We start from the raw sequence: 26,069 nt of genomic DNA, 5'->3' as shown, positions 1-26,069 counted from the left end.
TGGAGGGCGTGGAGGCATCACGGCCCTGGATTTCATTGATCGCGTCAAAGATCGTTTGCGCATTGGTTCTCCTTCTTTTTTGATTGTCCACCTCCCCACATCGAGCAAATCCCCATGACACAGCACACTGCAACGCCATCTGATCCGACGACCCCAAGCCTGTCTGCCGGGAGCCCTTTCGCCAGCTGGAAAGGCGACCACGCAGGGATCCGAGTGCCTGACTTTGCGCAGGCGGCGGCCTGGTACCGGGAGAAGCTGGACTTTCGCGTCAGCCCCGGTCTCCCGCTGGGAGAAAAGACCCTGGCCTTCCTGAGCCCGGCGCAGGACGACGGATTTCGCATCGAATTCATTGCCGGTCCGGGCTGCACGGTCAGCCGCCCTGCCTTCGAGCAACTGCTCGATACCCACGAAGTAGCCGGCTGGCACCACGTCTGCTTCCGCGTCAACGACCTCGCCGCTTCGGTGACCGCCTTGCGGCAACGTGGCGTACGCATCGTCAGCGAGCCCAGGGACGTGCCGCCGCTCGGACTGCGCTTCGCTTTCTTCTGCGATCCCTGGGGCAACCTGTTCGAATTGCTGGAGCCGCTGGCGGCGACGGAGCGGTAAAGCAGGCCGGCCGCAGCAGGGGTTCCTTCATCTTCATCCCGTCGCCGTCCTGATTTCTGCCGCGCTGCAGCAAAAGAAAGGTTTGACCTGCTCAAAATGTTAGCGTTATCATCGCGCCCCATGTTAACGCTAACATCCGTACCTCCGGGCACACGGCGGCGGAGCTGGCGGCGGCATACCACACTCAGGAACGGAACTCAGTGCAGCCCTCGTGGGTTCCTCAATAAAACACTACGCAGATAGTGCAGATGTCCGTGCCTTCCCCAGGAGAGGCCGCAGGAGACGCTCGCCCTACCGCCATGCGCGGGGCCGCGCCGCTGCGGTGAACCGGGGATCGTGCGCCATCGGCTATCGGCAATCGGAGATCCCATGCTGGGCATGAGCCACGACGCCACCTTGCTGTTCAATGCAGTCATTGCGATCCTCGCGCTGATCCTCATGATCACGCGCCTGCGCATCCATCCCTTCATCGCCCTGACCATCACCTCGGGCTTCCTTGGGCTGATCTCCGGCATGCCGCTGCCCAAGATCGTCAAGTCCTTCCAGGACGGCTTCGGCGGCGTGCTGGGTTTCGTCGGCATCGTGCTGGGCCTGGGTACCATGCTGGGCAAGCTGATGGCCGAGTCCGGCGGCGCTGACCAGATTTCCCAGACGCTGGTGCGCGCCTTCGGCCGCGAGCGCGTGCACTGGGCCATGATGATGGGCGCCTTCCTGGTCGGCATTCCGCTGTTCTTCGAGATCGGCTTCGTGCTGCTGATCCCGCTGGTGTTCATCGTGGCGCGCCGCTCGGGCGTGCCGCTGTTCAAGATCGGCATGCCCATGCTGGCCAGCCTGTCGGTGATGCACGGCCTGGTGCCGCCGCATCCGGGTCCGCTCTTGGCCATCGGCATCTTCGGCGCCGACATCGGCAAGACCATCTTCTACGGGCTGCTGGTGGGCCTGCCGACCGTCATCATCGCCGGCCCGCTGTTCGGTGCCTTCATCTCGCGCTACGTCGACATCAAGCCCTCCGAGGAACTGATGGCGCAACTGGCGCGTGAGCCGCAGACCACCAACCTGCCGGGCTTCACCACCACCCTGGTGACGGTGCTGCTGCCGGTGTTCCTGATGCTGCTCAAGACCTTCGTCGACGTCACCCTGCCGGAAGGCCACGCCGTGCGCGACCTGATGGACTTCATCGGCAACCCCATCGTGGCCCTGCTGGCCGCACTCCTGCTGGCGATCTGGACCTTCGGCATCGCCCGTGGCTTCACCCGCCAGCAAGTGCTGAAATTCGTGGACCAGAGCCTGGCTCCTACCGCGGCCATCGTGCTCATCATCGGTGCCGGCGGCGGCTTCAAGCAGATGCTGGTGAACTCCGGCGTGGGCACCGCCATCGGCCAGCTGGCCGTGCATGCGCAAATCTCGCCGCTGCTGCTGGCCTGGTTCGTGGCTGGCGTGATCCGCGTGGCCACCGGTTCGGCCACCGTCGCCACCATCACCGGTGCCGGCATCGTCGCGCCGCTGGTGGCCCTGATCCCCGGCACCAACAAGGAACTGCTGGTGCTGGCTACCGGTGCCGGTTCGCTGATCCTGTCGCACGTCAACGATGCGGGCTTCTGGCTGGTCAAGGAATACTTCAACATGAGCGTCGGTGAAACCTTCAAGACCTGGACGGTGATGGAAACGCTGATCTCGGTTGTTGCTATCATCTTCATCATGTTGCTCAACCTGGTCGTCTAAGACTGAATGCAACGCCCGGCTGGTCCGGGCGTCTTGCTTTGTTTCTCAAGGAAAATTCACATGTCCTCTTCCGCACCTTACATGCTCGGCGTCGATATCGGCACCACCAGCACCAAGACCGTGGTCTTCACGCTCGATGGCAAGGTGGTCGCCCAGCATGCAGAGGAATACCCGGTCCTCTGTACCGAACCGGGCATGGCGGAACAGGACCCGGAGCAGATTGTCGCCGCCGCGCTGGCCTCCATCGCAGGCGCCGTCAAGGCCGCCAAGGCCGCACCGCAGGAGATCGCGCTGCTGTCCTTCAGCGCGGCCATGCACAGCGTCATCGCGCTGGACGCCGACAATCGCCTGCTCTCCAACAGCATCACCTGGGGCGATATCCGCGCCTCGGTCTGGGCTGAACGCATCAAGCACGAGCACGACGGCAATGCCATCTATCGCCGTACCGGCACGCCCATCCACCCCATGTCGCCGCTGTGCAAGCTGATGTGGATGCGCCATGAAAAGCCGGAAGTCTTCAACCGGGCCGCGCGCTTCGTCGGCATCAAGGAATACCTGCTGTACCAGCTCTTCGGCCAGTGGGTGGTGGATCACTCCATCGCCTCGGCCACCGGCATGTTCAACCTGCGCGAGCTGGCCTGGGACCAGGGGGCGCTGGAATTGCTGGGTGTACGTCCCGAACAATTGCCCACCCCGGTCCCGACCACGCACCGCCTGCCGGCGCTTTCGCCGGAGATGGCGCAGCGCCTGGGGCTGTCGGTGGACACCCCCTTCATCATCGGCGCCAATGACGGCGTGCTGTCCAACCTGGGGGTGAACGCCATCGAGATCGGCCATGTGGCCGTGACCATTGGTACCTCCGGCGCCATGCGTACCGTGATCGATGAGCCGCTCACCGATCCGCATGGCCGCCTGTTCTGTTATGCACTGACCGAAAAACACTGGGTGGTCGGTGGCCCCGTCAACAATGGCGGCAACATCTTCCGCTGGGTGCGCGATGAACTGGCTACCGCCGAAGCGGCGGCGGCGCGTGAAGAGGGCGTCGATCCCTATGAGGCCCTGACCCGCATCGCCGAGAAGGTGCGCCCCGGTGCCGAAGGATTGCTGTTCCATCCCTTCATGGCCGGCGAGCGCGCCCCGCTGTGGAACGCCGACCTGCGCGGCTCCTTCTTCGGCCTGGCCCTGCATCACGGCAAGCACCACATGATCCGCGCCGCCCTGGAGGGGGTGATCTTCAACCTCTACAGCATCCTGCCCGCGCTGGAAGAACTGGTCGGTCCGACCAAGCGCATGATGGCCACCGGCGGCTTTGCCCGCTCGGCCCTGTGGCGGCAGATGATGGCCGACATCTTCAACCGCGAGGTGGTGGTGCCCGAGAGCGTGGAATCGTCCTGCCTGGGCGCGGCCGTGCTGGGCGCCTGGGCACTGGGCCTGCTGCCGTCGCTGTCGGTGATCTCCGGCATGGTCGGCTCCACCAACCATCACGCTCCCGAGGCCGAGGCGGTCGCCGTCTATGGCCGCCTGCAACCCATCTTTGCAGCCATTCCGGCCAAGCTGGAGGCGGAATATCACGCCATCGCCGCCTTCCAGCGCGAGACCGGAAAGCAGCACTGAGTCCTGTTTTGCGCCATCAAGGGCAAGGCAGGTGTTGACACTGAAATTTCCGACAAGAAGAAAGAGACATCATGACCATCAAGACCACCCCCTTGCCCGCAGGGTTGCAGGGCTTTTCGCTGGAAGGCAAGCTGGCGCTGATCACCGGTTCCTCCGGTGGCATCGGCCTGGCGCTGGCACGCGGCATGGCCCAGGCTGGCGCGGCCATCGTGCTCAACGGACGCGATGCCGGCAAGCTCGCCACCGTCGCGGCGCAATTGCGTGCCGAGGGCCACACCATTCATGAAGCCAGCTTCGATGCCACCGTCAATGACGAAGTCAAGGCGGCGGTACAGAAGATCGAAAGCGAGATCGGTGCCATCGGCATCCTGGTCAACAACGCCGGCATCCAGCGCCGCAATCCGCTGGAGGAGTTCAAGGAATCGGACTGGCACGACCTGATCAACACCAACCTGAACAGCGTCTTCTATGCCGCCCAGGCGGTAGCGCGCCACATGATCCCGCGCGGCGCGGGCAAGATCATCAATATCTGCTCGGTGCAGAGCGAACTGGGCCGTCCCGGCATCGCCCCCTACACCGCCACCAAGGGCGCGGTGAAGATGTTCACCAAGGGCATGGCCATCGACTGGGGCAAGTACGGCATCCAGGTCAATGGCCTGGGACCCGGCTACTTCAAGACCGAGATGAACATGGCCCTGGTCAACGATGCCAAGTTCACCGACTGGCTGGTGGGCCGCACTCCTTCGCGCCGCTGGGGCGATGTGGAAGACCTGGTGGGCGCGGCCGTGTTCCTGGGCAGCGATGCCTCGCGCTTCGTCAACGGCCACATCCTCTACGTGGACGGCGGCGTGACCGCTACCTTGTAAATCATTGAGATCATTTCGGAGACAAACATGCAACAAGGCCTCGTCATCCATGCACCGCACGACCTGCGCATCCAGCCGCTGGAGTCCGCCCCCCTGCAACCGCAGCAACTGAAGGTCAAGGTCAAGGCCGGCGGTATCTGCGGCTCGGACCTGCACTACTATCATCACGGCGGTTTCGGCGTGGTGCGCATCAAGGAACCGATGGTGCTGGGCCATGAAGTCTCGGGCCAGATCGCCGAAGTGGGTTCGGCCATCACCGACATCGCACCCGGCACGCGCATCGCCATCTCGCCCAGCCGCCCCTGCGGCGTTTGCAAGTACTGCCAGGAAGGCAAGCAGAATCATTGCCTGGACATGCGCTTCTACGGCAGTGCCATGCGCACCCCGCACGTACAGGGCGCGTTCCGCCAGGAAATCATCATCGAACGTGCGCAGGCCCACATCGTGGCCGACCATGTCACCGATGGCGAAGCGGCCATGGCCGAGCCGCTGTCGGTGGCGCTGCACGCGGTGCGCCGCGCCGGTCCGCTGGTGGGCAAGCGGGTGCTGGTGACCGGCTGCGGTCCCATCGGCGCCCTGGTGGTGGTGGCGGCACGGCGCGCCGGTGCGCTGGAAGTGGTGGTCACCGATGTGGCCAGCATGCCCTTGCAAGCGGCCCTGCAGGTGGGTGCCGACCGCGCCATCAACATGGCCGAGACGCCCGATGCCTTGAAGGCCTTTGCCGCCGACAAGGGGACTTTCGATGTCCTCTTCGAAGCCAGCGGCAATGAACGTGCGCTGGTGGGCGCGCTGGAAGCGCTGCGTCCGCAAGCCGTCATCGTGCAGGTCGGGCTGGGGGGCGACATCCAGTTCCCCGCCAACCTGCTGGTGGGCAAGGAACTGGATTGGCGCGGTGCCTTCCGTTTCCATGAGGAGTTCGCCATGGCGGTGGAACTGATGAACCGCAAGCTGGTGGACGTGAAGCCCCTGATCACCGCGACCTATCCCATCGCCCAGGCAGTGGAGGCCTTCGAGATCGCTGGTGACCGGTCGAAGATGATGAAGGTGCAGATCAGTTTTGACTGAGCCCGCATGGTGGCTTCCTTGCGGGGCTGCCGTCAGGGAAAGTGAGAATGCCATCGCGCAAAGTTGCGCGGTGGCATTTTTGTTTTTCCCGCCCTGCAGGGTGGATGCCGGCCTTGATTGACAAGCCTGGCTGCGCGCTATAAGTTCGTTGCCAAAACGGCAGCGCGCGGCTCGGAGGGGGGCGCGCTCTGGCATACCGCCATCGCCACACCTCTGGGGGGAGGAAATCATGTCCAGGCCAGGACTTCGCACCTTGACCGTCGGCCAGCGCCTGTCGGTGCTGATCCTGCTGGCCTTGCTGGGGCTGGTCGCCACGGCCGCCGTCAGCTTGCGCCAGATCGAGAATGTCTACCAGGCGGCCAGTTACGCCCAGGTCAATACGGTGCCCAGCGTGACCACGCTTGATGATGCACAGGCCGCCTTCAATGCCATCCAGGGATGCATTTACCAATACCTGTTCAATCACGATCCGCACGACCGCGCCCGCTTGCTGCAGGAGATCGAAGTGCAGCGCACGCGGTTGAACCGGCATCTCAAACTGTACGCGGAGGCTTACATCACCGATGAGACCGATGGCGCGATGCTGGCCGATGTCCAGGCCCGCATCGTCGCCTTCGAGGAAGTGGTGCGACGGCTTTTGGCTGTGGCTGATGCAGACCGCATCGAGGACAGCCTGTCGCAAGCGATGCTGGAGTTCCGGGCGGGCGTTGATGGCGTCCAGGTGACCTTTGGGCGACATCGTTCCTACAACATCGCCTTGGGGGAAGCCGGTGCCCTCAGCGCACGGGAGATCATCCGCGACGCCCTGGAGAACGTGCTGCAGGTGGCCGGCGGCGTGCTGCTGGCCATGCTGTTGGCGGGATGGGTGCTCACCCGCACCCTGCTGCGCCAGATGGGCGGCGAGCCCGGCGACGTGGTGACGGTGATGCAGCGCCTGTCCGATGGTGACCTGGTCCAGAAGGTCAGCCTGAAGTCCCGCTGCAGCGACAGCATGATGCATGCGATCCAGAAAACGATGACGCGCCTGGCCCAGGTCGTGACCGAGGTGCGCGACAACGCCGAAGGGCTGGTCAGCACGGCCGAAGAGGTGAGTGCAACGGCGCAAGCGCTCTCGCGCGCCTCCAGCGAGCAGGCCATCGGTGTGGAACAGACCAGCGAAGCGCTGGCCCGGATCCATGCCTCCATCCTCAGCACCGCCCGGAACGCCCGCCAGACCGACCAGATCGCTGCGGCCGCAGCGCTGGAAGCACGTCAATGTGCAGAAACGGTCAGGCAGATGGTAGTAGCCATCCAGCAGATTGCCGGCAAGATCGAAGTCATCGATGACATCGCTTACCAGACCAACCTGCTGGCCTTGAATGCCACCATCGAGGCCGCCCATGCGGGTGAGCACGGCAGCGGCTTTGCGGTGGTGGCGGCCGAAGTGCGGCGGCTGGCCGAGCGCAGCCAGTCAGCGGCCCAGGAGATCGATGCGGTAGCGCGCGAGAACGTGGCCCTGGCCTGCGCGGCCGAACGGCAATTGGATGACATGGTGCCGACCATTGCCCGCACCTCGGCCCTGGTGCAGGACATCGTGCAGACAGCGGATCAACAATCAGACGCCGTCAGCCAGATCAGTGCCGCCGCCAGCGAGCTGGCCCAGGTGATCCAGCAGAATTCGCTGAGTTCGGAAGAACTGGCGGTGACCTCGGAAGAACTCAACCGGCGTGCCATCCACTTGCAGACGACGGTGGGTTTTTTCCAATGCCAGCTGGTGCGGGGAATGCGGGCCAGCCTGGCGTAGATGGCAACAAGGCGAGCACGCAGGTGCTCGCCTTGTGATGGGGGCCGGCTGGCGGGCTGTGCGTTAGTTCAACGCAGGCCGTCCACGATCTGTTCCAGCTTCACTGCATCGGCCGCGAACTGGCGGATGCCTTCGGCCAGTTTTTCGGTGGCCATCGCGTCGCCGTTCAAGGCCAGGCGGAAAGCCTTTTCGTCCAGCGAGATGCGCTCGATATCGGCGGCATCGGCCGCTTCCTTGCTCAGCTTGCGCTCGACCGGTGCATCGGACTCGGCCAGCTTCTGCAGCAGGTCCGGGCTGATGGTCAGCAGGTCGCAACCGGCCAGCTCGACGATCTGCGAGGTATTGCGGAAGCTTGCGCCCATCACTTCGGTGGTGTAGCCGAACTTGCGGTAGTAGTTGTAGACCGACTTGACCGACTGTACGCCCGGATCATCGCTGCCGGTGTAGTCCTGGCCGGTGGACTTCTTGTACCAGTCATAGATGCGGCCGACGAAGGGCGAGATCAGCTGGACACCGGCTTCGGCGCAGGCAATGGCTTGCGGCAGCGAGAACAGCAGCGTCAGGTTGCAGCGGATGCCATCCTTTTCCAGGATCTCGGCGGCACGGATGCCTTCCCAGGTGGAGGCGATCTTGATCAACACGCGCTCGCGGGCAATGCCGGCTTCTTCGTACAGGCGGATCAGTTCGCGTCCCTTGGCCACCGTGCCTTCGGTGTCGAAGGACAGGCGCGCATCAGTCTCGGTGGAGACGCGTCCCGGGATCAGCTTCAGGATTTCCAGGCCGAAGGCAATCAGCAGGCGGTCGATGATTTCATCGGTGCTCTTGCCGGCATGCGCCTTGACGACCGACTCCAGCAGCGGCTTGTACTCCGCCTTCTGCACGGCCTTGAGGATCAGCGAGGGATTGGTGGTGGCATCCTGCGGGGCGAAGGCCTTCATCGCCTGGAAGTCGCCGGTATCGGCCACGATGGTGGTGTACTGCTTCAACTGGTCAAGCTGGCTCATGGAAAGTCCTGTTGCTAAAGAGAATGAAGGGGACAACGGCATTGTACGCATTGGCGCTGCGCTGTCTGTCGGTCAATGACTGATCCTTGATCCGTCGCAGTCCTCTCAACGGAAGAAGGAATCGAATTGCATGTCGAATTTCTGCAGCGATTTCTGGGCGTTCTGCATCTTCTTGCGGAATTCCGGTCCGCGCCGCAGGGCCAGGCCCACGGCGAGGATGTCGATCACCACCAGGTGCGCCAGGCGCGCCGAGATGGGGGTATAGGGATCGATGTTGAAGGACAGGTCGATGGGCACCAGTACGGTGGCCAGTTCGGCCAGCGGGGTGCCGGACGGGCCCAGCACGATGATGTCGGCACCGCCCTTGCGCGCCAGCTGGATCGAGCGCAGCAGGGCGGCATTGCCACCACGCTGCGAGATCGCCACCACGCAGTCGCCGGCCTTGAGCAGCGAGGCTGCGATGCTGTGGATGTGCGGGTCGGAGTAAGCCACCGTGGGCACGCCCGAGCGGAAGAACTTGTGCTGCGCGTCGTTGGCCACGATCCCGGAGGTCCCCTGGCCGTAGAACTCGATCTTGTTGGCCCGCGCCAGCACGTCCAGCGCCAGCTGGATCGCATCCGGGTTCAGGTGGTTGCGCAGATCCAGCAGCGTGTTGATGGAGCGGCTGCAGATCTTGTTGACCAGGTCGGCCGCCAGGTCATCCTGGGCCAGCGTCTCATCGGCACCGGGCAGGGCCAGCGCCAGGCTCTGCGCGAGTTTCAACTTGAAGTCGTGCCAGCCCTCGTAGCCGATGGCGCGGCAGAAGCGGATCACGGTGGGTTCCGAGACCTCGGCATTCTTGGCCAGCGCCGTCAGATTCTCCGCCAAGGCCAGCTGCGGGTTGGCGAGGATGGTCGCCGCCACCTTCTTCTCCGACTTGGAGAGGGAGTTGATGTGGGTGCGAATGGAATCGAGCAGCATGGACATGGCAGTGGCCTGGTGACGCTAAGCCTGTGGCCTCAGACCTCGGGCAGCGCTTCTTCGCGCCACTGCAGGCCATCGCGGCCGATCAGTGCGCTCGCAGCCGCCGGACCCCAGGTGCCGGCGTTGTAGGGCACGGGATCGGCTTCCTGCTGGTCCCAGTAAGTGAGGATGGGTTCCACCCATTCCCAGGCGGCTTCCAGTTCGTCGCTGCGCATGAACAGGGTCAGGTGACCGCGCAGCACATCCAGCAGCAGGCGCTCGTAGGCATCCATGCGCGGGGTCTTGAACTTCTCGCGGAAGTCCAGTTCCAGCTCCACCGGGCGCAGGCGCATGCCGTCGCCGGGCTGCTTGGCCATCAGGTTCATGTGCAGGCCTTCGTCCGGTTGCAGGCGGATCACCAGGCAGTTGGGGGTGTCGTTCTGGTGCGCGAAGATGGAGTGCGGCACGCTCTTGAAGCGCACCACGATCTCGGCGAGCGAATCGGCCATGCGCTTGCCGGTGCGCAGGTAGAAGGGCACGCCGGCCCAGCGCCAGGTATCGATCTCGGCCTTGACCGCCACATAGGTCTCGGTACGCGAATCGGGATTGGCGTCGGCTTCCTTGCGGTAGCCGGGCACGGCCACGCCATCGACGTGACCGGCGCGGTACTGGCCGCGCACGACATTCATGGCCAGCGTGGTCGGGGTAAAGCGCTTGAGCGAGCGCAGCACCTTCAGTTTCTCATCGCGCACGGCGTCGGCCGAGTTCGATACTGGCGGCTCCATGGCCACGATACAGAGCAATTGCAGCAGGTGGTTCTGCAGCATGTCGCGCAGGGCACCGGAGGTGTCGTAGTAATCGAAGCGGCCACCGACACCGAGTTCTTCGGCGATGGTGATCTGCACGTCGGAAATCCATTCACGGCGCCACAGCGGCTCGAACAGCACGTTGCCGAAGCGCAGCGCCAGCAGGTTCTGCACCGCCTCTTTACCGAGGTAGTGGTCGATACGGAAGATCTGCGATTCCTGGAAATAGCGACCCACTTGGGCGTTGATGTTGCGCGCGCTTTCGAGGTCGCGGCCCAGCGGTTTTTCCAGCACCACGCGCGAGGTCGGGGTGACCAGGCCAGCCTTGGACAGGTTCTCGCAGATGGAGGCGAACAGGCTGGGCGGCGTGGCCAGGTAGAACACGCGGGCCAGGCCGTCGACTTCGCGCAGGGCTTCTTTGAGGTGGCTGAAGCTGTCGGCTTCCTTGGCATTGACCGAGGCGTATTGCAGGCGATTGGTGAAGCGGTCCCAGACGGTGGCGTCCATGTTGGCCGCCGGCACGTGGGGTTTGGAATCCTTTTCCACCAGCTTGAGGAAATCCTCACGCGACTTTTCATCGCGGCCCAGGCAGATGATGCGGGCATCGGCCGGCAGGTCGCGCGCGCGTTCGCGGGCGTACAGTGCCGGCAGCAGCTTGCGCATCGAGAGGTCGCCGGTGCCGCCGAATAAAACCAGATCGAAATCAGAAGTAGCCATGGTGTGTGTTGTCTCTTTGTGCGTGAAGTAGCTGGTCGCAGCTACGTGGTTGCTAGCCTTGTTGCGCAGCGCGGGCTGCTTCGCGCGCCAGTGCGATCAGGGCGCTGGTGGAGGCATCGTGGCGCGAGGCATCCGGTGCGGTATCGGACTTCAGTTCGGCCAGGATGGTCTTGGCCAGGACCTTGCCCAGTTCCACGCCCCATTGGTCGAAGCTGTTGATGCCCCAGATCGCGCCCTGCACGAAGGTCTTGTGCTCGTAGAGCGCAATCATCGCGCCCAGCGCATGCGGGCTCAGTTCGGGCAGCAGCAGGGTATTGCTGGGACGATTGCCATCAAAGGTTTTGTGCGGGATCAAGGCCGCAAGTTCCGCTTCGGGCAAGCCCTGCGCCTGCAGGTCGGCGCGCACTTCGTCGGCATCCTTGCCGCGCATGAAGGCTTCGGACTGCGCGAAGCAGTTCGCCAGCAGGGCTTCCTGATGCTCGGCAATGGCGTGCGAAGGCTTGAGTACGGCGATGAAATCGATGGGCGTGATGTCCGTGCCCTGGTGCAGCAGCTGGAAATAGGCGTGCTGGCCATTGGTCCCCACATCGCCCCAGATGGCCGGACAGGTCTCTACCGAGACGGGTGTACCGTCACGGGTGATGCGCTTGCCATTGCTCTCCATGTCCAGCTGTTGCAGGTAGGCCGGGAAGAAGCGCAGCCATTGGTGATACGGGGCGATGGTGAGCGAGGCGCTGTCGAGGAAGTTGCGGTTCCAGATCCCGACCAACGCCTGGATCACCGGCATGTTCGATTCCAGCGGGGCTTCGCGGAAATGGCGGTCCATGGCGTGGGCACCGGCCAGGAACTGCGCGAAGTGGTCGTAGCCGATCAGCAGCGCGATCGGCAGACCGATGGCCGACCACACCGAGTAACGGCCACCGACCCAGTCCCAGAAGGGGAACATGTTCTCGGTATCGATGCCGAAGGCCGAGACTTCCTTGGCATTGGTGGAGACGGCCACGAAGTGCTTGGCCAGGTCTTCGGACTTGCCATGCTGCAAGAACCACGCGCGCGCCGACTTGGCGTTGAGCATGGTTTCCTGCGTGGTGAAGGTCTTGGAGGCGACGATGAACAGCGTGGTCTCGGGATCGATGCGCGCGAGCACCTCATCCAGATCATGGCCATCGACGTTGGAAACGAAATGCGCCGTCAGGCGAGCGTGGCGATAATCGCGCAGGGCCGTGCAGACCATCTGCGGGCCGAGGAAGGAGCCGCCGATGCCGATGTTGACGATGTCGGTGATCTCGCGTCCGGTGTAGCCGCGCCATCGGCCGCCGCGCACGCGCTCGGAAAACTCGCGGATGTGCTCCAAGACCGCATGAACCTCCGCTGCGACAGGCTGTCCGTCCACTTGGGCGTCGCAGGCATCGGCCGGTGCGCGCAGGGCAGTGTGCAGGACGGCGCGTTGTTCGGTAAAGTTGATCTTCTCGCCGCTGAACATGGCGTCGCGCAGGGCCTCGACGCCGCGCTCACGGGCCAGGCTCATCAGCAGGGAGAGCGTGTCGGCGTTGAGCCGGTTCTTGGAGTAATCCAGCAGCAGTCCGGCGGCACGCACGTGCATGCGCTCGAAACGGTCGGGCTGTCGGGCGAACAGGTCGCGCAGGTGCCATTGAGCTGCCGTGGCGTGATGAGCTTGCAATGCCTGGAAGGCGGCCGTGTCGGTCAGGGCGGTGGTATGCATGAGTTGGGTGTCGGTTGGCTGTCTTGACCTGACAGGCAGCGCGGCCGGCCGGGGTCATGTGATCGGGACAACGCCGATGACTATACATCAAATGTCGCCAAAGTGGTAGTTTCACTACAGTTTATGACGGCCCCGTTACATTGCCGTGAAGCATCGGCGCTGTGGGCTGCAAAGTGCGAAGTGATAAGGGTTTTGAAGCGCAATGATGATTACCAATGAAAAGACGGGCAGGACTGGCCTGCTGCAGTGCTCTAAGTGTATGATTTCATTCGCTCAAAATTATGTAGTAAAATTACAGTGTTAACGCTAACAGGAAACCGACAATGTCTCTCAACGCTACCTTAGCCAGCGTCACCCAACGCATCGCCGAACGTAGCCGTCCTTACCGGACCGCTTATCTCGAACGCCTGGAAGCCGCTCGCCGCAAGGGCGCGCAGCGTGGCGCGCTGGGCTGTACGAACCTGGCCCACGGCTTCGCCGCCTTCCCCGCCAATGACAAGCTGAAGTTGAAGGAAGACAAGGCACCGTCGCTGGCCATCGTCTCGGCCTACAACGACATGCTGTCGGCGCACCAGCCCTTCGAGCGTTTCCCCCAGATTTTGAAAGAAGCCGCGCGTGAAGCCGGCGCCGTGGCGCAGTTCGCCGGCGGCACCCCGGCCATGTGTGACGGCGTGACCCAGGGCCAGGCCGGCATGGAGATGTCGCTGTTCTCGCGCGACGCCATTGCCATGGCGACTGCCATCGCGCTGTCGCACAACATGTTCGATGCGGCGCTGTACCTGGGCGTGTGCGACAAGATCGTGCCGGGCCTGTTGATCGGTGCACTGCATTTCGGCCACCTGCCGGCCGTGTTCGTGCCCGCCGGTCCGATGACCAGCGGCATGAGCAACAGCGACAAGGTCAAGATCCGCCAGCTCTATACGGCCGGCAAGATCGGCCGGGCCGAGCTGCTGGAAGCCGAGTCCAAGTCCTACCATGGTGCCGGTACCTGCACCTTCTACGGCACCGCCAACAGCAACCAGATGCTGATGGAAGCCATGGGCCTGCACCTGCCGGGCGCCGCCTTCATCACCCCCAACACGCCGCTGCGCGATGCGCTCACCGCTGCCGCGGCCAAGCAGGCGGCCAAGATCACTGACCTCGGTGCGCAATACACGCCGGTGGGCCGCATGATCGACGAGAAGTCCATCGTCAATGCCATCGTCGCGCTGCATGCCACCGGTGGCTCCACCAATCACACCCTGCACCTGGTGGCCATCGCCAAGGCAGCCGGCATCGTGATCGACTGGGACGACTTCGACAAGCTCTCCGCCGTGGTGCCGCTGATCACCAAGATCTACCCGAACGGTACGGCTGACGTGAACCACTTCCATGCGGCAGGGGGCACCGGCTTCGTGCTGCGCGAACTGATCGACGCCGGCCTGATGCATGACGACGTCACCACCATCCTGGGCCAGGGCCTGCGCCAGCACTGCAAGGAGCCGATGCTGGCTGCCGAAGGCGAGAACGGCCGTCCCGGCATCGTCACCTGGCACGACGCCCCCGCCAAGAGCGGCGACGAAGGCGTGCTGGGCACGGTGGCCAAGCCGTTCGCGGCCGATGGTGGCCTGAAGCTGCTGCAGGGCAACCTCGGCCGTGCGGTCATCAAGATTTCCGCCGTCAAGCCCGAGCACCGCGTGGTGGAAGCGCCTGCCGTGGTGTTCCACTCGCAGGAAGCTTTCATGGCCGCCTTCAAGGCCGGCGAGCTCGACCGCGACTTCGTGGCCGTGATCACCTTCCAGGGTCCGCGTGCCAATGGCATGCCGGAGCTGCACTCGCTGACCCCGGCGCTGGGCATCCTGCAGGACAAGGGCCGTCACGTGGCGCTGGTGACTGATGGCCGCATGTCGGGCGCATCGGGTAAAGTACCGGCCGCGATCCACGTCACGCCGGAAGTGCTGGGCGGTGGTCCGCTGGGACGCGTTCGCACGGGTGACGTCATCCGCCTGGATGCCGATGCGGGTACCCTGCAAGCCAAGGTGGATGCGGCCGAGTGGGAAGCCCGTGGCCAGGACAGCAGCGACCTCTCGGGCAACCAGCACGGCATGGGCCGCGAATTGTTCAGCATGTTCCGCAACGCGGTGGGAACCGCAGAAGAGGGCGGCGCCACCTTCGGCCTGCCGCCGATTTTTGAGAAAGAGAAAGTCACGGTATGAAGACCACACTGGAAATCATGCGCGCCTCGCCGGTCATCCCGGTGATCGCCATCGACAAGTTTGAACACGCCGTGCCGCTGGCACGCGCCCTGGTCGCAGGCGGGATCCGCGTGCTGGAAATCACCCTGCGCACCGAACACGGCCTGCCGGCCATCCGCGCCATTGCCGAGTCGGTGCCGGACGCCATCGTCGGCGTGGGTACGCTGACCTCGCCGGAAGAGTTCACGGCCTCGCGCGATGCGGGTGCGGTCTTTGGTGTCTCGCCGGGCCTGACCCCGGCGCTGATCGAAGCGGCCAAGCGCAGCGGCCTGCCGCTGCTGCCGGGCGTGATGACGCCTTCTGAAGTGATGGCGGCGCGCGAAGCGGGCTTCCGTCAGTTGAAGCTGTTCCCGGCCGTGCCGGCGGGTGGCGTGGGCATGCTCAACGGTATCGCCGGCCCCTTGTCGGACGTGTCGTTCTGCCCGACGGGCGGTATCACGCAAGAGACGGCACCGCAGTTCCTGGCGTGCAAGAACGTCGTGTGCGTGGGCGGCTCCTGGCTGACCCCGAAGGCGGCCATCGAGGCCGGTGACTGGGACAAGATCACCGAGATCGCCAAGGCGGCGGCTGCGTTGAAGAAGGCTTGAGTTTTCCACAGCCTCACGCGCTCGCGCGTCGATGAAAAAAGGGCGGTACCGAATCACCGGTACCGCCCTTCTTCTTTCCTGCTCAGCTGTCAGCTCTTGGACGCGGCTACCGGCTCCACCGGCGCTTGCGCCTGCTGCTTGAGCTTGTAAGCCAGCACCAGCAAGATGATCCCCAGCACGATCATCGGCACCGACAGCATCTGCCCCGCCGAGATGGTGATGCCACCGAAATGCACCTCGTAATCCGGCACGCGGAAATACTCGGTGAAGAAGCGCGCGCAGCCGTACAGCAGCGAGAACATGCCCGCCACCGCCATGCGCGGACGCGAATGGCGCGCGAAGATCCACAGGATGATGAACAGCAGGATGCCATCGACCAGCATCTGGTAGATCGGCGAAGGATGGCGCGGGATGTTGTCCACATTGGGCCAGATCATCGCCCAGGGCAACGAAGGATCGGCCGGACGCCCCGGCAGTTCGGCATTGATGAAGTTGCCCAGGCGGCCGGCCGCGTAGCCCAGCGGCACCATCGGCGCAATGAAGTCCATGATGTCCATCAGGTTGCGGCCGCGCTTGCGGCCCCACAGGTACATCGCCAGCATCACGCCCAGGAAGCCGCCGTGGAAGGACATGCCGCCCTTCCAGACCGCGATCATGTCGGCCGGATGCGCAAAGTAATACGCCGGGTTGTAAAACAGGATCTCGCCCAGCCGCCCGCCCAGCACCACCCCAAGCACGCCATAGAAGAGCATGTCGTCGAGGTCTTCCTTCTTCCAGCCGACGGCGGCGATGTGCGGTTGCTTGATGCGCAGGCGTCCCAGCGCGATGAATTGGGCAAAGGCCAGCAGGTACATCAGGCCATACCAGTGGACGGCCAGCGGCCCGATGTGGATGGCGATCGGGTCGGGCATGGGGTGAACGAGCATGAGTTTGATCTTTCTGTTGTTGGGCGGAACGGCGGTTGGAGCGCGCCGGCTTGCGCAAGTTCGCTGCAGCCATTCCCGTGCAATGGGATCAGGCAGGCATGTCCAAGAGGTCCAGCAGGGCACGCAGCACGCCGGACGGGTTGTCGCGCCGCCAGGCCAGGCCGGTCTGGATTTCCGGTGCCGGATCGGAGAGCCGGCGGTAGTCCACGCCCGGGCGTTTCAAATTCGAGACGGATTGTGGCACAAGCGCCATTCCCATGCCAGCCGAGACCAGGCCGACGATGGTCTGCATCTGGATTGCCTCCTGGCCGATATGGGGCGTCACGCCCGCATCGCGAAAGCAGGACAGGATGGTGTCATGGAAGGCCGGCGCAATGCGGCGCGGGAAGATGATCAGCGGCAGTTCGCGCAGGCTCTTGAGCGCTACCGGCCCGCGTTTCTTGACCGCGCCTTCGGGCAGCGCTGCGATCAGCGGTTCCGACAGCACCGGGCGCACATCCAGCACGGCCGCGGCTTTTTCCGGCAGCGGCGGAAGCAGCAGGCCGGCGTCGATCTTGCCCTGCATCAGGTCTTCCAGCTGGATATCGGTGGTGGCTTCGCGCAATTCGATCTGGACTTGCGGATACCGCGCCCGGAAGCGCTGCAGGAGCGGGGGCAGGATGCTGTAGTCCGCACTCGATATGAAGGAAAGCGATAACAGCCCCGATGCCCCGCTGGCCGCGCGCCGGGCCAGGTCGGGCAGGGCGGCGGCCTGTTGCAGGATGCGCTGTACCTCCGGCAGCAGGGCTTCGCCGGCAGGGGTGAGCGCCACACTGCGCTTGGTGCGCTGGAACAGGGGGGTGCCGAGTTGCTCCTCCAGCGCGGCGATGGTCTGCGACAGCGGCGGCTGGGTCATGTGCAGGCGCGCGGCGGCGCGGCCGAAATGCTTTTCTTCGGCGACGGCGGCAAAGTAGCGCAGCTGGCGCAATTCCAGGCGGGGATGGTCGGACATGGACTGATATCGGATCCGAATGAGTCGGGTGCCCATGATATCCCCGGCCTTGCACGGCGACAAGGCGAGGGGGGCGTGATATTTCCGTCATGGAATTTGATCTATGACAGATATACGCGAGGGCAGATAGAGGGTGCGTGGCGAAGCCGGGTAGAATAGCCCCGCCTGCGAAGCGCCTGGAGAATGCCGCTGCAGGCCTGACCGTCGTCCACCGCTTGCTGAGGAGCCCCCATGAAATACCTGTTGTTGATCGCCACCCTGGTGGCCGGTTCGGCCATTTCCGCCGAAGCCATGGCCAATGCGCAACTGGCCAAGTCCAAGAATTGCATGGCCTGCCACTCGGTGGACGCCAAGATCGTCGGTCCCGCCTTCAAGGAAGTGGCCAAGAAATACGCCGGCCAGAAGGATGCCGAAGCCAAGCTGACCCAGAAGGTCCTCAACGGCGGCGGCGGTGTCTGGGGCGCGGTAGCGATGCCGGCCAACAAGGGCCAGGTGACCGAGGCTGAGGCGAAGGAGCTGGTGAAGTGGGTGTTGAGTCTGAAGTAAGCCCCAGCAATACGCCATGAAAAAAGGAGACCGAGGTCTCCTTTTTTCATGCAATCATCATCGCTTTCCAATCACTGTCAGCCTGGAAGGATCAGCATGAGCAAGCGTATTTCCCTCGCAACGCTACCACCTTTCGATGCAGCCTTGTTCCTTGTTCCTTGTTGATGAAGACAGCATTGACGTGTATCTGCGCGAGATACGTGCCAGCAACGATGCTGTTTTACTGGCTAGCGCAATCAAAGACGTCGAACGTGCGCGCCTGATGAACCAGTTTGCTCGCCCGTTGGACTGACCGAACTGATTCATCACTACCTCGCGCGTCTGCTTACTTCAACCACTCCCTGATCCGCCGGCTCAACACCTCGCAACTGATCCCATACCGGTCATGCAAGGTCGGCAGCGCGCCCGCATCGAGGAAGGCATCGGGCAGGCCGGCCATCTGGAAGCCCGCCGGCTGCACCCGGTGGCGCATCAGCGTGGTGGCGACGATCTCGCCCAGGCCGCCGATGACCGAATGGTTCTCGGCTACCACCACCAGGCGGTTCTTCTTCCTGACCTGTTCCACCACCGTGGCTTCGTCGAAGGGCTTGATGGTCGGGCAGTGCAGCACGCCCACGCTGACGTTGTCGGCCTCCAGCGCCTTGGCCACTTCCAGCGCGCGCATGGTCATGAAGCCGCTGGAGATGATGAGCACGTCGTTGCCGTCGCGGATTTCCTTGGCTTTGCCCAGCTCGAACTGGTAGTCGTATTCATCCAGCACCAGTGGCACATTGCCGCGCGCCAGGCGCATGTAGACCGGGCCCTGGTGTGCCGCGATCTGCGGCACGGCCTGTTCCAGGTCCAGTGCATCGCAGGGGTCGACGATGGTCAGGCCGGGAATGGCGCGCATCATCGCCAGGTCTTCGGTGGCCTGGTGGCTGGGACCGTAACCGGTGGTCAGTCCCGGCAGGGCGCAGCAGATCTTCACGTTCAGGTTTTCTTCGGCAATCACCTGGTGGATGAAGTCATACGCGCGCCGCGTGGCGAAGACCGCATAGGTGGTGGCGAACGGCACCAGGCCTTCCTTGGCCATGCCGCCAGCGGCGGCCATCAATAACTGCTCGGCCATGCCCATCTGGAAGAAGCGCTCGGGATACGCCTTCTGGAACAGGTGCAGGTCGGTGTACTTGGCCAGGTCGGCGGTCAGGCCCACGATCTCGGGGCGGTCCGCAGCGTATTCCACCAGGGCCTTGCCGAACGGGGCCGCCTGCACGCGCTGCCCTTCAGCAGCGATGGAGGCGATCATGGCCGACGTGGTCAGGCGCGGTTTCTTGTCTGCGACGGTGTTCATGCTTGGCTTCCTTGTTGATTAGACTGGTCGAGGATGGACAGCGCCTGCTGCCATTCAGGCGGATCCACACGGATGAAGTGGTTCTTCTCGCGCTGCTCCAGGAAGGGCACGCCCTTGCCCATCAGGGTATCGAACAGGATCACGCGCGGCTTGGCGTCCCTCAGGTTGCGCGCATTGTCGAAGGCCTGCACCACGGCCGCCAGGTCGTTGCCGTCGACCCGCTGCACGTACCAACCGAAGGACGCCCACTTGTCGGCCAGCGGCTCAAAACCCATCACCTTGCTGGAAGGACCATCGGCCTGCTGGTTGTTGATATCGACCAGGCAGATCAGGTTGCCCAGCTGGTGGTGCGCCGCGCCCATGGCGGCTTCCCAGGTCGAGCCTTCATCCAGTTCGCCATCGGACATGGAGTTGTAGACGAAGGCCGGATTGCGGTTGTAGCGCAGGCCCAGCGCCATGCCCACGCCAATGGCCAGGCCCTGGCCCAGCGAGCCGCCGGAGATTTCCATGCCCGGCGTATAGGTCGCCATGCCCGACATGGGCAGGCGGCTGTCATCGCTGCCGTAGGATTCCAGCTCTTCATCGGGGACGATGCCGGCCTCGATCAGCGCGGCATACAGGGCGATGGCGTAGTGCCCGTGCGAGAGCAGGAAGCGGTCGCGGCCGCTCCACTCGGGATCATCCGGGCGCAGTTGCATGGCGTGCTTGTAGGCCACGGCCAGCACGTCGGCCCAGCCCAGCGCCTGGCCGATGTAGCCCTGGCCCTGGACCTCGCCCATGCGCACGGCATTGCGGCGGATGCGGTATGCGCTTGCGCGCAGGTTTGCCAAATTGTCAGACATTGCGAGTCCTTGCGAGATGAGTGAAAGCGTCAAAATCAGAGGAAACCGATCGAGAACCATGGCACGAAGGCGACGATCAGCAGGCCCACCACCAGCGCGCCCAGGTAAGGCCAGATGCGCTTGACGGCCACGTCCGGATGCACGCGGCCGATGGTGCAGGCGGCGTAGTAACCCAGGCCGAAGGGCGGCGCAAACAGGCCCACGCCCATGGAGAGGATGATGACCATGGCGTAATGCACCTCATGCACGCCAATGGCCTTGGCCACCGGGAACAGCAGCGGCGCAAACAGCACCATCGCCGGGATTCCCTCCAGCACGCTGCCCAGCACGATGAAGGCGGCGATCGACACCAGCAGGAAGCCATACTTGCCCCCCGGCACACTGGTCATGGCCTCGGCCAGCGCATGCGAGAAGCCCGACTGCGTCAGCGCCCACGACATGCCGGTAGCGGTGCCAATGATGAACAGGATCGCGCCCGACAAAGCGGCGGTGTCGACCAGCATCGGATAGAGCCGCTTCCAGTCGAACTGGCGATACACCAAGAGACCCGCCACCACCGAATAGGCGATGCCGATGGTGGAGACTTCGGTGGCCGTGGCCACGCCTTCGACCACGGCAGTACGGATGAGGATGGGCAGCAGCAGCGCAGGCAGGGCGATGATGAGCGTGCGCAGTACCACGCGACCGGGCGCGCGCTGGATGCCTTCCATGATCTCGGCACTGCGCCAGCGCGCGAGGATCGCCAGCAGGACTGCCAGCACGATGCCCGGCATGATGCCGCCAGTGAAGAGCGCCGCAATCGATACCCCGGCCACCGAACCGATGGTGATCAACACCAGCGAGGGCGGAATGGTCTCGGCCATGGCACCGGAGGCGGCCAGCAGCGAAATGAGTTCTCCCTCGTGATTGCCACGCCGCTTCATCTCCGGCAGCAGCACCGGAGCCACCGCCGCCATGTCGGCAGTCTTGGCGCCGGAGATGCCCGAGACCAGCAGCATCGCGCCCAGCAGCACATAGTTCAGCCCGCCGCGCACGTGGCCCAGTAGCGACGCCAGGAAATCCACCATGGCCTTGGCCATGCCAGTCATCTCCACCAGGTGGCCCAGCAGGATGAACAGCGGCACCGCCAGCAGGATCAGCGAGGACATGCCTTCATCGAAGCGTCCCGCCACCACCGCCAGCGGGCTGGTGGTGACCGTGAGCATGAAGGCCACCGTCGCCAGCCCGAAGCAGAAAGCGATGGGAATGCCCAGCAGCACCGACACCCCCAGCACCACGCCGAAGAACACCACCAGGTTCCAGTTGCCGATGGCCTGCAGCCAGCCTGCGCCCAGGACCATGGCACCGGCCACCACGGCCAGCAGGGCCACCACGCCGGCCAGGTCGACCAGCTTCTGGCGCGAGATGCGCAACAGCGACAGCGCGATCATCAGCGCCGCACCGACTGCCACGGCAGCGGCTCGCACGGTGTTGGGCCAGCCCAGCGCCGGGGTCTGCACGAACATTTCGTCTTCGGCGTATTCCCACATCGGATGCATCAGGATCAGCAGCATCACGCAGGGCGCGATGATGGCCAGGGCTTCCGCCCATGCCTTGCCGCGTTCGCTCATGAAGCCCACCAGCACGGTGGTGCGCATGTGGGTGCCGCGCCGCAGGGCCACGGCCGCGCCCAGGTTGGCCAGCCAGAGGAAGAGGATGGAGGCCAGTTCATCAGCCCAGGGAATCGGGTTGTTGAAGATGAAGCGCATGATCACGCCCGCCAGCAGGACCACCACCTCGCCCACCACCAGCGCCGCGGCAGGAATCTCGATGGCCAGGCCCAGCCAATTTTCCAGGCGCGCCGCCAGCGAACGGTCATCCGTCACCGGCTGCTCCAGCGACAGGGCGCTCATCCCAGGCTCCCGACGGCGTTCTGCAGCAGCTTCCAGGCTTCGTCGCCGAACTTGGCGCGCATGTCCTTGTAGAAGTTGGCCTGGGCCAGTGCCGCCTTGAAGGAATCCTTGTCGGCCTCGATGATCTGTACGCCCTTGCCCTGCAGGTCATTGCGGGCGAAGCCGGCCAGCGAGGCGATATCGGCGCGTTCATCCGTGGCGGCCTTGTCCAGTTCACGACGAACGATTTCCTGGATGTCCTTGGGCAGCTTCTCGAAGGCGCGGCGGTTGCCGAGGATCCAGTAGGCATCCCAGACGTGGTTGGAGATGGTGCAGAACTTCTGCACTTCGTACAGGCGCGCAGTGCTGATGATGGCCAGCGGATTTTCCTGGCCTTCGACCAGCTTGGTCTGCAGCGACGAATAGACTTCGTTGAAGTTGATCGGCGTGGGGCTGGCACCCAGTGCCGTGAAGAGCGAGGTCAGCATCGGTGCGGCCGGCACGCGCAGCTTCAAGCCCTTGAGGTCGCCCGCCGTCTTGATCGGCTTGGTCGAAGTGGTGATCTGGCGGAAGCCGTTGTCCCAGGGTTTGGACATGGTCAACAGGCCCACCTTCTCGATCTGTGCGCGCACGTAGGCGCCCAGCGGGCCATCCATGGCCTGCCAGACTTCCTTGTAGTCGTGGAAGGCGAAACCGGTGTTGACGATCCCGGCCGCCGGCACCAGGGTCGACAGCACCACGCTGGCCTGGTTGAAGAATTCCACGCCGCCATTGCGGATCTGCGACATCAAATCGGTATCCGAGCCCAGCTGGTTGGCCGGGAACAGCTTGATGTCCAGCCGGCCGCCGGTGGCTTCACGGATACGGTCGATGGCCTGCTGCGCACGCTTGTTGACGGGGTGCGACGGATCCTGGCCGGTGGCGAACTTGTAGTTGAACTCGGCCGCACTGGCCGGACGGCTCATGATGGAAAACAGCGGCAGTGCCGCACCCACCGTACCGGCCTTGAGCAGCTGGCGGCGGCTCAGGGTGGTCTTGCCGGGTTTGCTGTTGTCTTGGGTCATCTCTGGTCTCCTGTTTGTTCTGGTATCGGGAAAGATGCCGGCCAGGCCGGCGCGGACTAGCATTAAGCTGCGTTTAATGGATCAGCATTCCACCATTAACGTCCAGCGTGATGCCGGTGCAGTACTGAGAGAGGTCGCTGCCCAGGAAGACGCAGGCGCCGCCGATGTCCTCGGCACGGCCCAGGCGCCCCAGCGGAATGGTCTCGGCGATCTCGGCCTTCTTTTCTTCGGTGAGCTTGCCCTTGATGATGTCGGTGCCGATCAGGCCGGGGGTGATGCAGTTGACGCGGATGCCTTCCGGACCGAACTCGCGCGCCATGGCACGTGCCAGGCCCAGGACGCCCGCCTTGGCCGCCGAATAGTGCGGACCGCCCAGGATGCCGCCACCGCGCTGGGCCGACACCGACGAGATGCAGATGATGGAACCGCCCTGCTGCGCGCGCATGGTCGGCAGCACTGCTTGCGACATGTAAAGCGTGCCGCGCAGGCTGACATCGAGGATGCGGTCGTAATCCGTACCGGTGATTTCCAGCGTCTTGACGGGTTGGGTGATGCCGGCATTGTTGACCAGGATGTCGATGCGGCCGAATTGCTTGACGGCCTCGGCGATGGCAGCTTCGCAGGAAGCCTTGTCGGTGACGTCGGCCACCAGGCCCAGGTGCTGGCTACCGATACGGGCGGCAGCACCGGCCGGGTCGGCTTGCGCCAGGTCCAGCACCACCACGCGGGCGCCTTGCCCGGCCATCAGGCGCGCGGTGGCGTAGCCCAGTCCGTTGATTCCTGCACCGCCGGTGATGACGGCAACCTTGTCCTTGAGCAGCATGTCGTGTTCTCCAGATGTTTGCGTTGAGGTGAGCAACAGCGGAGACAGCGCGGATGCGCGATTGCGCGTGCCGCCATGCAGCGTGCAGGGCTTTGACCATGTCTCCGTTTTTGTTCTGATGCGCATGGTCGAACTTTCCTCGCCTGACGACAAGCGAAGTCTCGTCATGTTAAAGTGACGGATCATCATCTTAGCCCGAGAGCCCGTCCATGGCCGTTCTCCCGCCTTTACCCAACCTCCAGGCCTTCGAAGCGGTGGCCCGGCGCAAGAGTTTTGCGCTGGCGGCGGCCGAACTGCACCTGACCGCCTCGGCAGTGAGCCACCAGGTGGCGCGGCTGGAGTCCTATCTCGGCATTCGCCTCTTCGAACGCAGCGCGCACGGGGTGCGCATCACGACGGCAGGGGAGGGCTACCTGGCGCGCATCCAGGGCGCGATCTCCGCCATCACGGCGGCGTCCATGGATGTGCGGCAGGGTGTGAGCAACACGCTCTACATCCATTCCGCGCCCAGCATCGCCAGCCTGTGGCTGATGGCGCGGCTCAATGATTTCGCGCGCACCTATCCGGAGATCACCTTCAATCTCTCGGCGGCGCACTCGCAGAGCAATTTCGAACTGGGCGAGGTGGATATCGACATCCGCTACGGCATTCCCAACTGGCCGGGACTGGTGGTGGAGCCGCTCTTCGAAGAGCGCATCGTGCCGCTGGCCAGCCCGGCTTTCATCCGTGAGTACAAGCTCAAAAAACCTGCCGATCTGCTCGGCGTGAAGCTCATTCGCAGCAACGTGAGCGTGGTGCAGTGGGCGGACTGGTTCGGGGAATTTGCGGACGTACGCCCGCCGGAGCAATTTGCGGTGCGTTTCGACCGCGCGCAGATGTCACTGGATGCTGCCACCCAGGGCTTGGGCGTGGCGCTGGAGAGCGCGACCGTGGCCGCGCGGCACATCGAGGAAAAGAAACTCAAACCGGTCTTTGGACTGGAGCGCGCCATCAAGGTCAAGGCGCACTTTGCGGTCTATCCGGCGCATCATGCACGCCGGCCGGCGGTGGCCGCGTTCCTGGAGTGGCTGCGTGAGCAGGCCGGCTTGCAGGATTACTGAGCGGCCTTCTGCTGCCGCGCCACTTCCTTGCGCTTCATCGATAGATAGTCCTCGCGGCTGACTTCATGCAACTGGCGCGGATATTGTTCGGTTGCACCGTACCAGGCCGTGAGCCGCTTCTCCAGCCGTTCTCCCGCCGGTGCTTCCAGACCGGACAGATAGGCATCGATGGCCAGGTAATAGCGCATCGTATTGCGCTCCACCGTGGCACGGCTGCCCGAGACATACTGCGGTTGCCCGTTGGTCTCGCGCTTGACCACGCTGAAGCCGACCTTGTCGCGGCCGGCCGTCATCAGGTAGGCGCGCAGCGCCAGCTTGCTGGCCATGCCATAGGAATAGGCATAGCTGAAATGCAGGAAGGAGCGCTTCTCATCCAAGGGCGTCGCTTCGATCTCGATACGGTAGTTGGAAGTGTCCAGCGGTCCCTTGTCGGCCAGCATCGAGGACGAGAAGTAATCGGCCGCGCTGGCCCCGCCGTGATAGCGCAGGTCGACGCGGTAGGTATCGTTGAGATCCTGTTCGGTTTTCTTCCCGACCTGCATGCGCAGGGTGGTCCGTCCGTTCTCGCGCATCATCCGGCAATACTTGGTGTTGAGGTGCAGGATGAGGATGTCACACCAGTGGTCGGGGTTGTCCAGCGACTCGCGCACCTGGGCAAAGGGATAATTCAGCACGGCGTAGATGTCGCCCTTGACGTTGCCGCCTTCCTCGCGCGAATTCAGGTAGAGCGGGCGGTGGTAGCTGTTGTTGCTGAGCTCGCCCTGCAATTCTTCGTAACGGCTCTTCATGGCGGCCGCGCCGGTCTGGGTTTGGGCCTGTGCCGAGCTGCCGACAGCCAAGGCACAGCTGGCCGCCAGCAACAAGCGTGAGGTCAGACGGGGCAACATCGATCGCAAACCGGACTCCT

Annotated in this window: 22 protein-coding genes; 10 read left to right on the top strand and 12 right to left on the bottom strand. The window is 64.0% G+C overall.

Annotated elements, in window-relative coordinates:
• Positions 1-114: 114 nt before the first annotated feature.
• The 6 genes from FYB76_RS12015 to FYB76_RS11990 all read left to right on the top strand — a co-directional run bounded on the left by FYB76_RS12015 (position 115) and on the right by FYB76_RS11990 (position 7,656).
• Complete coding sequence (locus FYB76_RS12015) at positions 115-606, top strand: VOC family protein (RefSeq protein WP_154133779.1); 492 nt, start codon at positions 115-117, stop codon at positions 604-606.
• A gap of 369 nt (positions 607-975) precedes the next feature.
• The gene (locus FYB76_RS12010; protein ID WP_034334060.1) at positions 976-2,328 is read left to right on the top strand and encodes a GntP family permease; all 1,353 of its coding nucleotides are present in this window, start codon (positions 976-978) and stop codon (positions 2,326-2,328) included.
• 60 nt (positions 2,329-2,388) lie between these two features.
• On the top strand, positions 2,389-3,942 hold the full coding sequence (gene gntK / locus FYB76_RS12005; protein ID WP_088755299.1) for a gluconokinase: 1,554 nt from the start codon (positions 2,389-2,391) through the stop codon (positions 3,940-3,942).
• A gap of 71 nt (positions 3,943-4,013) precedes the next feature.
• Positions 4,014-4,808, top strand: a complete 795-nt coding sequence (locus tag FYB76_RS12000; RefSeq protein WP_088755298.1) for an SDR family NAD(P)-dependent oxidoreductase — start codon at positions 4,014-4,016, stop codon at positions 4,806-4,808.
• A gap of 27 nt (positions 4,809-4,835) precedes the next feature.
• Positions 4,836-5,873 carry an L-idonate 5-dehydrogenase gene (locus tag FYB76_RS11995; RefSeq protein ID WP_088755297.1) on the top strand — a complete coding sequence of 346 codons (1,038 nt, stop codon included), beginning with the start codon at positions 4,836-4,838 and terminating at the stop codon, positions 5,871-5,873.
• Positions 5,874-6,102: 229 nt separating this feature from the next.
• Positions 6,103-7,656 (top strand): methyl-accepting chemotaxis protein, encoded by a 1,554-nt coding sequence (locus FYB76_RS11990; protein ID WP_195724623.1) that lies wholly within the window; start codon positions 6,103-6,105, stop codon positions 7,654-7,656.
• A 68-nt stretch (positions 7,657-7,724) separates the two neighbouring features.
• Here the strand turns inward: FYB76_RS11990 and tal are convergent, their stop codons facing one another.
• From tal to pgi, 4 genes are all read right to left on the bottom strand, one after another.
• Positions 7,725-8,660 carry a transaldolase gene (gene tal / locus FYB76_RS11985; protein WP_088755295.1) on the bottom strand — a complete coding sequence of 312 codons (936 nt, stop codon included), beginning with the start codon at positions 8,658-8,660 and terminating at the stop codon, positions 7,725-7,727.
• Between the two features lie 105 nt (positions 8,661-8,765).
• Entirely contained in the window at positions 8,766-9,620 is an 855-nt protein-coding gene (locus FYB76_RS11980; protein WP_034310514.1) for an SIS domain-containing protein, read from the bottom strand.
• A gap of 38 nt (positions 9,621-9,658) precedes the next feature.
• Positions 9,659-11,125 (bottom strand): glucose-6-phosphate dehydrogenase, encoded by a 1,467-nt coding sequence (gene zwf / locus FYB76_RS11975; protein WP_088755294.1) that lies wholly within the window; start codon positions 11,123-11,125, stop codon positions 9,659-9,661.
• A 52-nt stretch (positions 11,126-11,177) separates the two neighbouring features.
• Positions 11,178-12,848 carry a glucose-6-phosphate isomerase gene (gene pgi, locus FYB76_RS11970; protein ID WP_154133778.1) on the bottom strand — a complete coding sequence of 557 codons (1,671 nt, stop codon included), beginning with the start codon at positions 12,846-12,848 and terminating at the stop codon, positions 11,178-11,180.
• A 323-nt stretch (positions 12,849-13,171) separates the two neighbouring features.
• Between pgi and edd the strand changes: the two genes are divergently transcribed.
• Together edd and FYB76_RS11960 are read left to right on the top strand one after the other, a co-directional pair.
• Positions 13,172-15,043 carry a phosphogluconate dehydratase gene (gene edd, locus FYB76_RS11965; protein ID WP_154133777.1) on the top strand — a complete coding sequence of 624 codons (1,872 nt, stop codon included), beginning with the start codon at positions 13,172-13,174 and terminating at the stop codon, positions 15,041-15,043.
• Positions 15,040-15,669: a bifunctional 4-hydroxy-2-oxoglutarate aldolase/2-dehydro-3-deoxy-phosphogluconate aldolase gene (locus tag FYB76_RS11960; protein ID WP_034336019.1), complete on the top strand. Its 630-nt coding sequence runs from the start codon at positions 15,040-15,042 to the stop codon at positions 15,667-15,669. Before edd ends, FYB76_RS11960 begins: the two co-directional genes overlap by 4 nt.
• Positions 15,670-15,758: 89 nt before the next feature.
• Here FYB76_RS11960 and lgt read toward each other — a convergent pair whose 3' ends face one another.
• Together lgt and FYB76_RS11950 are read right to left on the bottom strand one after the other, a co-directional pair.
• A complete protein-coding gene (gene lgt, locus FYB76_RS11955; RefSeq protein ID WP_088755291.1) occupies positions 15,759-16,595 on the bottom strand; it encodes a prolipoprotein diacylglyceryl transferase in 837 nt (278 codons plus the stop codon).
• An 88-nt stretch (positions 16,596-16,683) separates the two neighbouring features.
• Positions 16,684-17,586 carry a LysR family transcriptional regulator gene (locus FYB76_RS11950; RefSeq protein WP_187697666.1) on the bottom strand — a complete coding sequence of 301 codons (903 nt, stop codon included), beginning with the start codon at positions 17,584-17,586 and terminating at the stop codon, positions 16,684-16,686.
• 231 nt (positions 17,587-17,817) lie between these two features.
• Between FYB76_RS11950 and FYB76_RS11945 the strand changes: the two genes are divergently transcribed.
• Complete coding sequence (locus tag FYB76_RS11945; RefSeq protein WP_088755289.1) at positions 17,818-18,132, top strand: c-type cytochrome; 315 nt, start codon at positions 17,818-17,820, stop codon at positions 18,130-18,132.
• Positions 18,133-18,457: 325 nt separating this feature from the next.
• Here the strand turns inward: FYB76_RS11945 and FYB76_RS11940 are convergent, their stop codons facing one another.
• The 5 genes from FYB76_RS11940 to FYB76_RS11920 form a co-directional block, all read right to left on the bottom strand.
• On the bottom strand, positions 18,458-19,462 hold the full coding sequence (locus FYB76_RS11940; RefSeq protein ID WP_088755288.1) for a transketolase family protein: 1,005 nt from the start codon (positions 19,460-19,462) through the stop codon (positions 18,458-18,460).
• Positions 19,459-20,304 (bottom strand): transketolase, encoded by an 846-nt coding sequence (locus FYB76_RS11935; protein ID WP_088755287.1) that lies wholly within the window; start codon positions 20,302-20,304, stop codon positions 19,459-19,461. Before FYB76_RS11935 ends, FYB76_RS11940 begins: the two co-directional genes overlap by 4 nt.
• A gap of 35 nt (positions 20,305-20,339) precedes the next feature.
• The gene (locus tag FYB76_RS11930) at positions 20,340-22,196 is read right to left on the bottom strand and encodes a TRAP transporter large permease subunit (protein ID WP_088755286.1); all 1,857 of its coding nucleotides are present in this window, start codon (positions 22,194-22,196) and stop codon (positions 20,340-20,342) included.
• Positions 22,193-23,239, bottom strand: coding sequence for a TRAP transporter substrate-binding protein (locus FYB76_RS11925; protein ID WP_088755285.1), 1,047 nt, complete (start codon positions 23,237-23,239; stop codon positions 22,193-22,195). The genes FYB76_RS11930 and FYB76_RS11925 overlap by 4 nt, the downstream gene beginning before the upstream one ends.
• Before the next feature lie 73 nt (positions 23,240-23,312).
• A complete protein-coding gene (locus FYB76_RS11920) occupies positions 23,313-24,062 on the bottom strand; it encodes an SDR family NAD(P)-dependent oxidoreductase (protein ID WP_154133775.1) in 750 nt (249 codons plus the stop codon).
• 209 nt (positions 24,063-24,271) lie between these two features.
• Here FYB76_RS11920 and FYB76_RS11915 point away from each other — a divergent pair, with 209 nt between their 5' ends.
• On the top strand, positions 24,272-25,162 hold the full coding sequence (locus FYB76_RS11915) for a LysR substrate-binding domain-containing protein (protein ID WP_088755283.1): 891 nt from the start codon (positions 24,272-24,274) through the stop codon (positions 25,160-25,162).
• On the opposite strand, the gene FYB76_RS11910 is transcribed toward FYB76_RS11915, so the two are convergent.
• Complete coding sequence (locus FYB76_RS11910) at positions 25,156-26,049, bottom strand: hypothetical protein (protein WP_229296953.1); 894 nt, start codon at positions 26,047-26,049, stop codon at positions 25,156-25,158. The two genes, FYB76_RS11915 and FYB76_RS11910, sit on opposite strands and share 7 nt — an antisense overlap.
• Positions 26,050-26,069: the final 20 nt, after the last annotated feature.

The organism is Herbaspirillum sp. CAH-3, from assembly GCF_009668275.1.
GTDB classification, from domain to species: Bacteria; Pseudomonadota; Gammaproteobacteria; order Burkholderiales; family Burkholderiaceae_D; genus Herbaspirillum; species Herbaspirillum aquaticum.
The sequence above is the reverse complement of the archived record's forward strand: the minus strand, read 5'-3'. Positions and strand labels throughout refer to the sequence as shown.

Bases quoted from the DNA above. Each gene is read 5' to 3' on its own strand.
- FYB76_RS11930 (WP_088755286.1), bottom strand. From the start codon at position 22,196: ATGAGCGCCCTGTCGCTGGAGCAGCCGGTGACGGATGACCGTTCGCTG.
- FYB76_RS11920 (WP_154133775.1), bottom strand. From the start codon at position 24,062: ATGCTGCTCAAGGACAAGGTTGCCGTCATCACCGGCGGTGCAGGAATC.
- FYB76_RS11925 (WP_088755285.1), bottom strand. From the start codon at position 23,239: ATGACCCAAGACAACAGCAAACCCGGCAAGACCACCCTGAGCCGCCGC.
- FYB76_RS12015 (WP_154133779.1), top strand. From the start codon at position 115: ATGACACAGCACACTGCAACGCCATCTGATCCGACGACCCCAAGCCTG.
- FYB76_RS11990 (WP_195724623.1), top strand. From the start codon at position 6,103: ATGTCCAGGCCAGGACTTCGCACCTTGACCGTCGGCCAGCGCCTGTCG.
- lgt (WP_088755291.1), bottom strand. From the start codon at position 16,595: ATGCTCGTTCACCCCATGCCCGACCCGATCGCCATCCACATCGGGCCG.
- pgi (WP_154133778.1), bottom strand. From the start codon at position 12,848: ATGCATACCACCGCCCTGACCGACACGGCCGCCTTCCAGGCATTGCAA.
- FYB76_RS11915 (WP_088755283.1), top strand. From the start codon at position 24,272: ATGGCCGTTCTCCCGCCTTTACCCAACCTCCAGGCCTTCGAAGCGGTG.
- edd (WP_154133777.1), top strand. From the start codon at position 13,172: ATGTCTCTCAACGCTACCTTAGCCAGCGTCACCCAACGCATCGCCGAA.
- zwf (WP_088755294.1), bottom strand. From the start codon at position 11,125: ATGGCTACTTCTGATTTCGATCTGGTTTTATTCGGCGGCACCGGCGAC.
- FYB76_RS12010 (WP_034334060.1), top strand. From the start codon at position 976: ATGCTGGGCATGAGCCACGACGCCACCTTGCTGTTCAATGCAGTCATT.
- FYB76_RS12000 (WP_088755298.1), top strand. From the start codon at position 4,014: ATGACCATCAAGACCACCCCCTTGCCCGCAGGGTTGCAGGGCTTTTCG.
- FYB76_RS11945 (WP_088755289.1), top strand. From the start codon at position 17,818: ATGAAATACCTGTTGTTGATCGCCACCCTGGTGGCCGGTTCGGCCATT.
- FYB76_RS11910 (WP_229296953.1), bottom strand. From the start codon at position 26,049: ATGTTGCCCCGTCTGACCTCACGCTTGTTGCTGGCGGCCAGCTGTGCC.
- FYB76_RS11960 (WP_034336019.1), top strand. From the start codon at position 15,040: ATGAAGACCACACTGGAAATCATGCGCGCCTCGCCGGTCATCCCGGTG.
- gntK (WP_088755299.1), top strand. From the start codon at position 2,389: ATGTCCTCTTCCGCACCTTACATGCTCGGCGTCGATATCGGCACCACC.
- FYB76_RS11940 (WP_088755288.1), bottom strand. From the start codon at position 19,462: ATGAACACCGTCGCAGACAAGAAACCGCGCCTGACCACGTCGGCCATG.
- tal (WP_088755295.1), bottom strand. From the start codon at position 8,660: ATGAGCCAGCTTGACCAGTTGAAGCAGTACACCACCATCGTGGCCGAT.
- FYB76_RS11935 (WP_088755287.1), bottom strand. From the start codon at position 20,304: ATGTCTGACAATTTGGCAAACCTGCGCGCAAGCGCATACCGCATCCGC.
- FYB76_RS11950 (WP_187697666.1), bottom strand. From the start codon at position 17,586: ATGTCCGACCATCCCCGCCTGGAATTGCGCCAGCTGCGCTACTTTGCC.
- FYB76_RS11995 (WP_088755297.1), top strand. From the start codon at position 4,836: ATGCAACAAGGCCTCGTCATCCATGCACCGCACGACCTGCGCATCCAG.
- FYB76_RS11980 (WP_034310514.1), bottom strand. From the start codon at position 9,620: ATGCTGCTCGATTCCATTCGCACCCACATCAACTCCCTCTCCAAGTCG.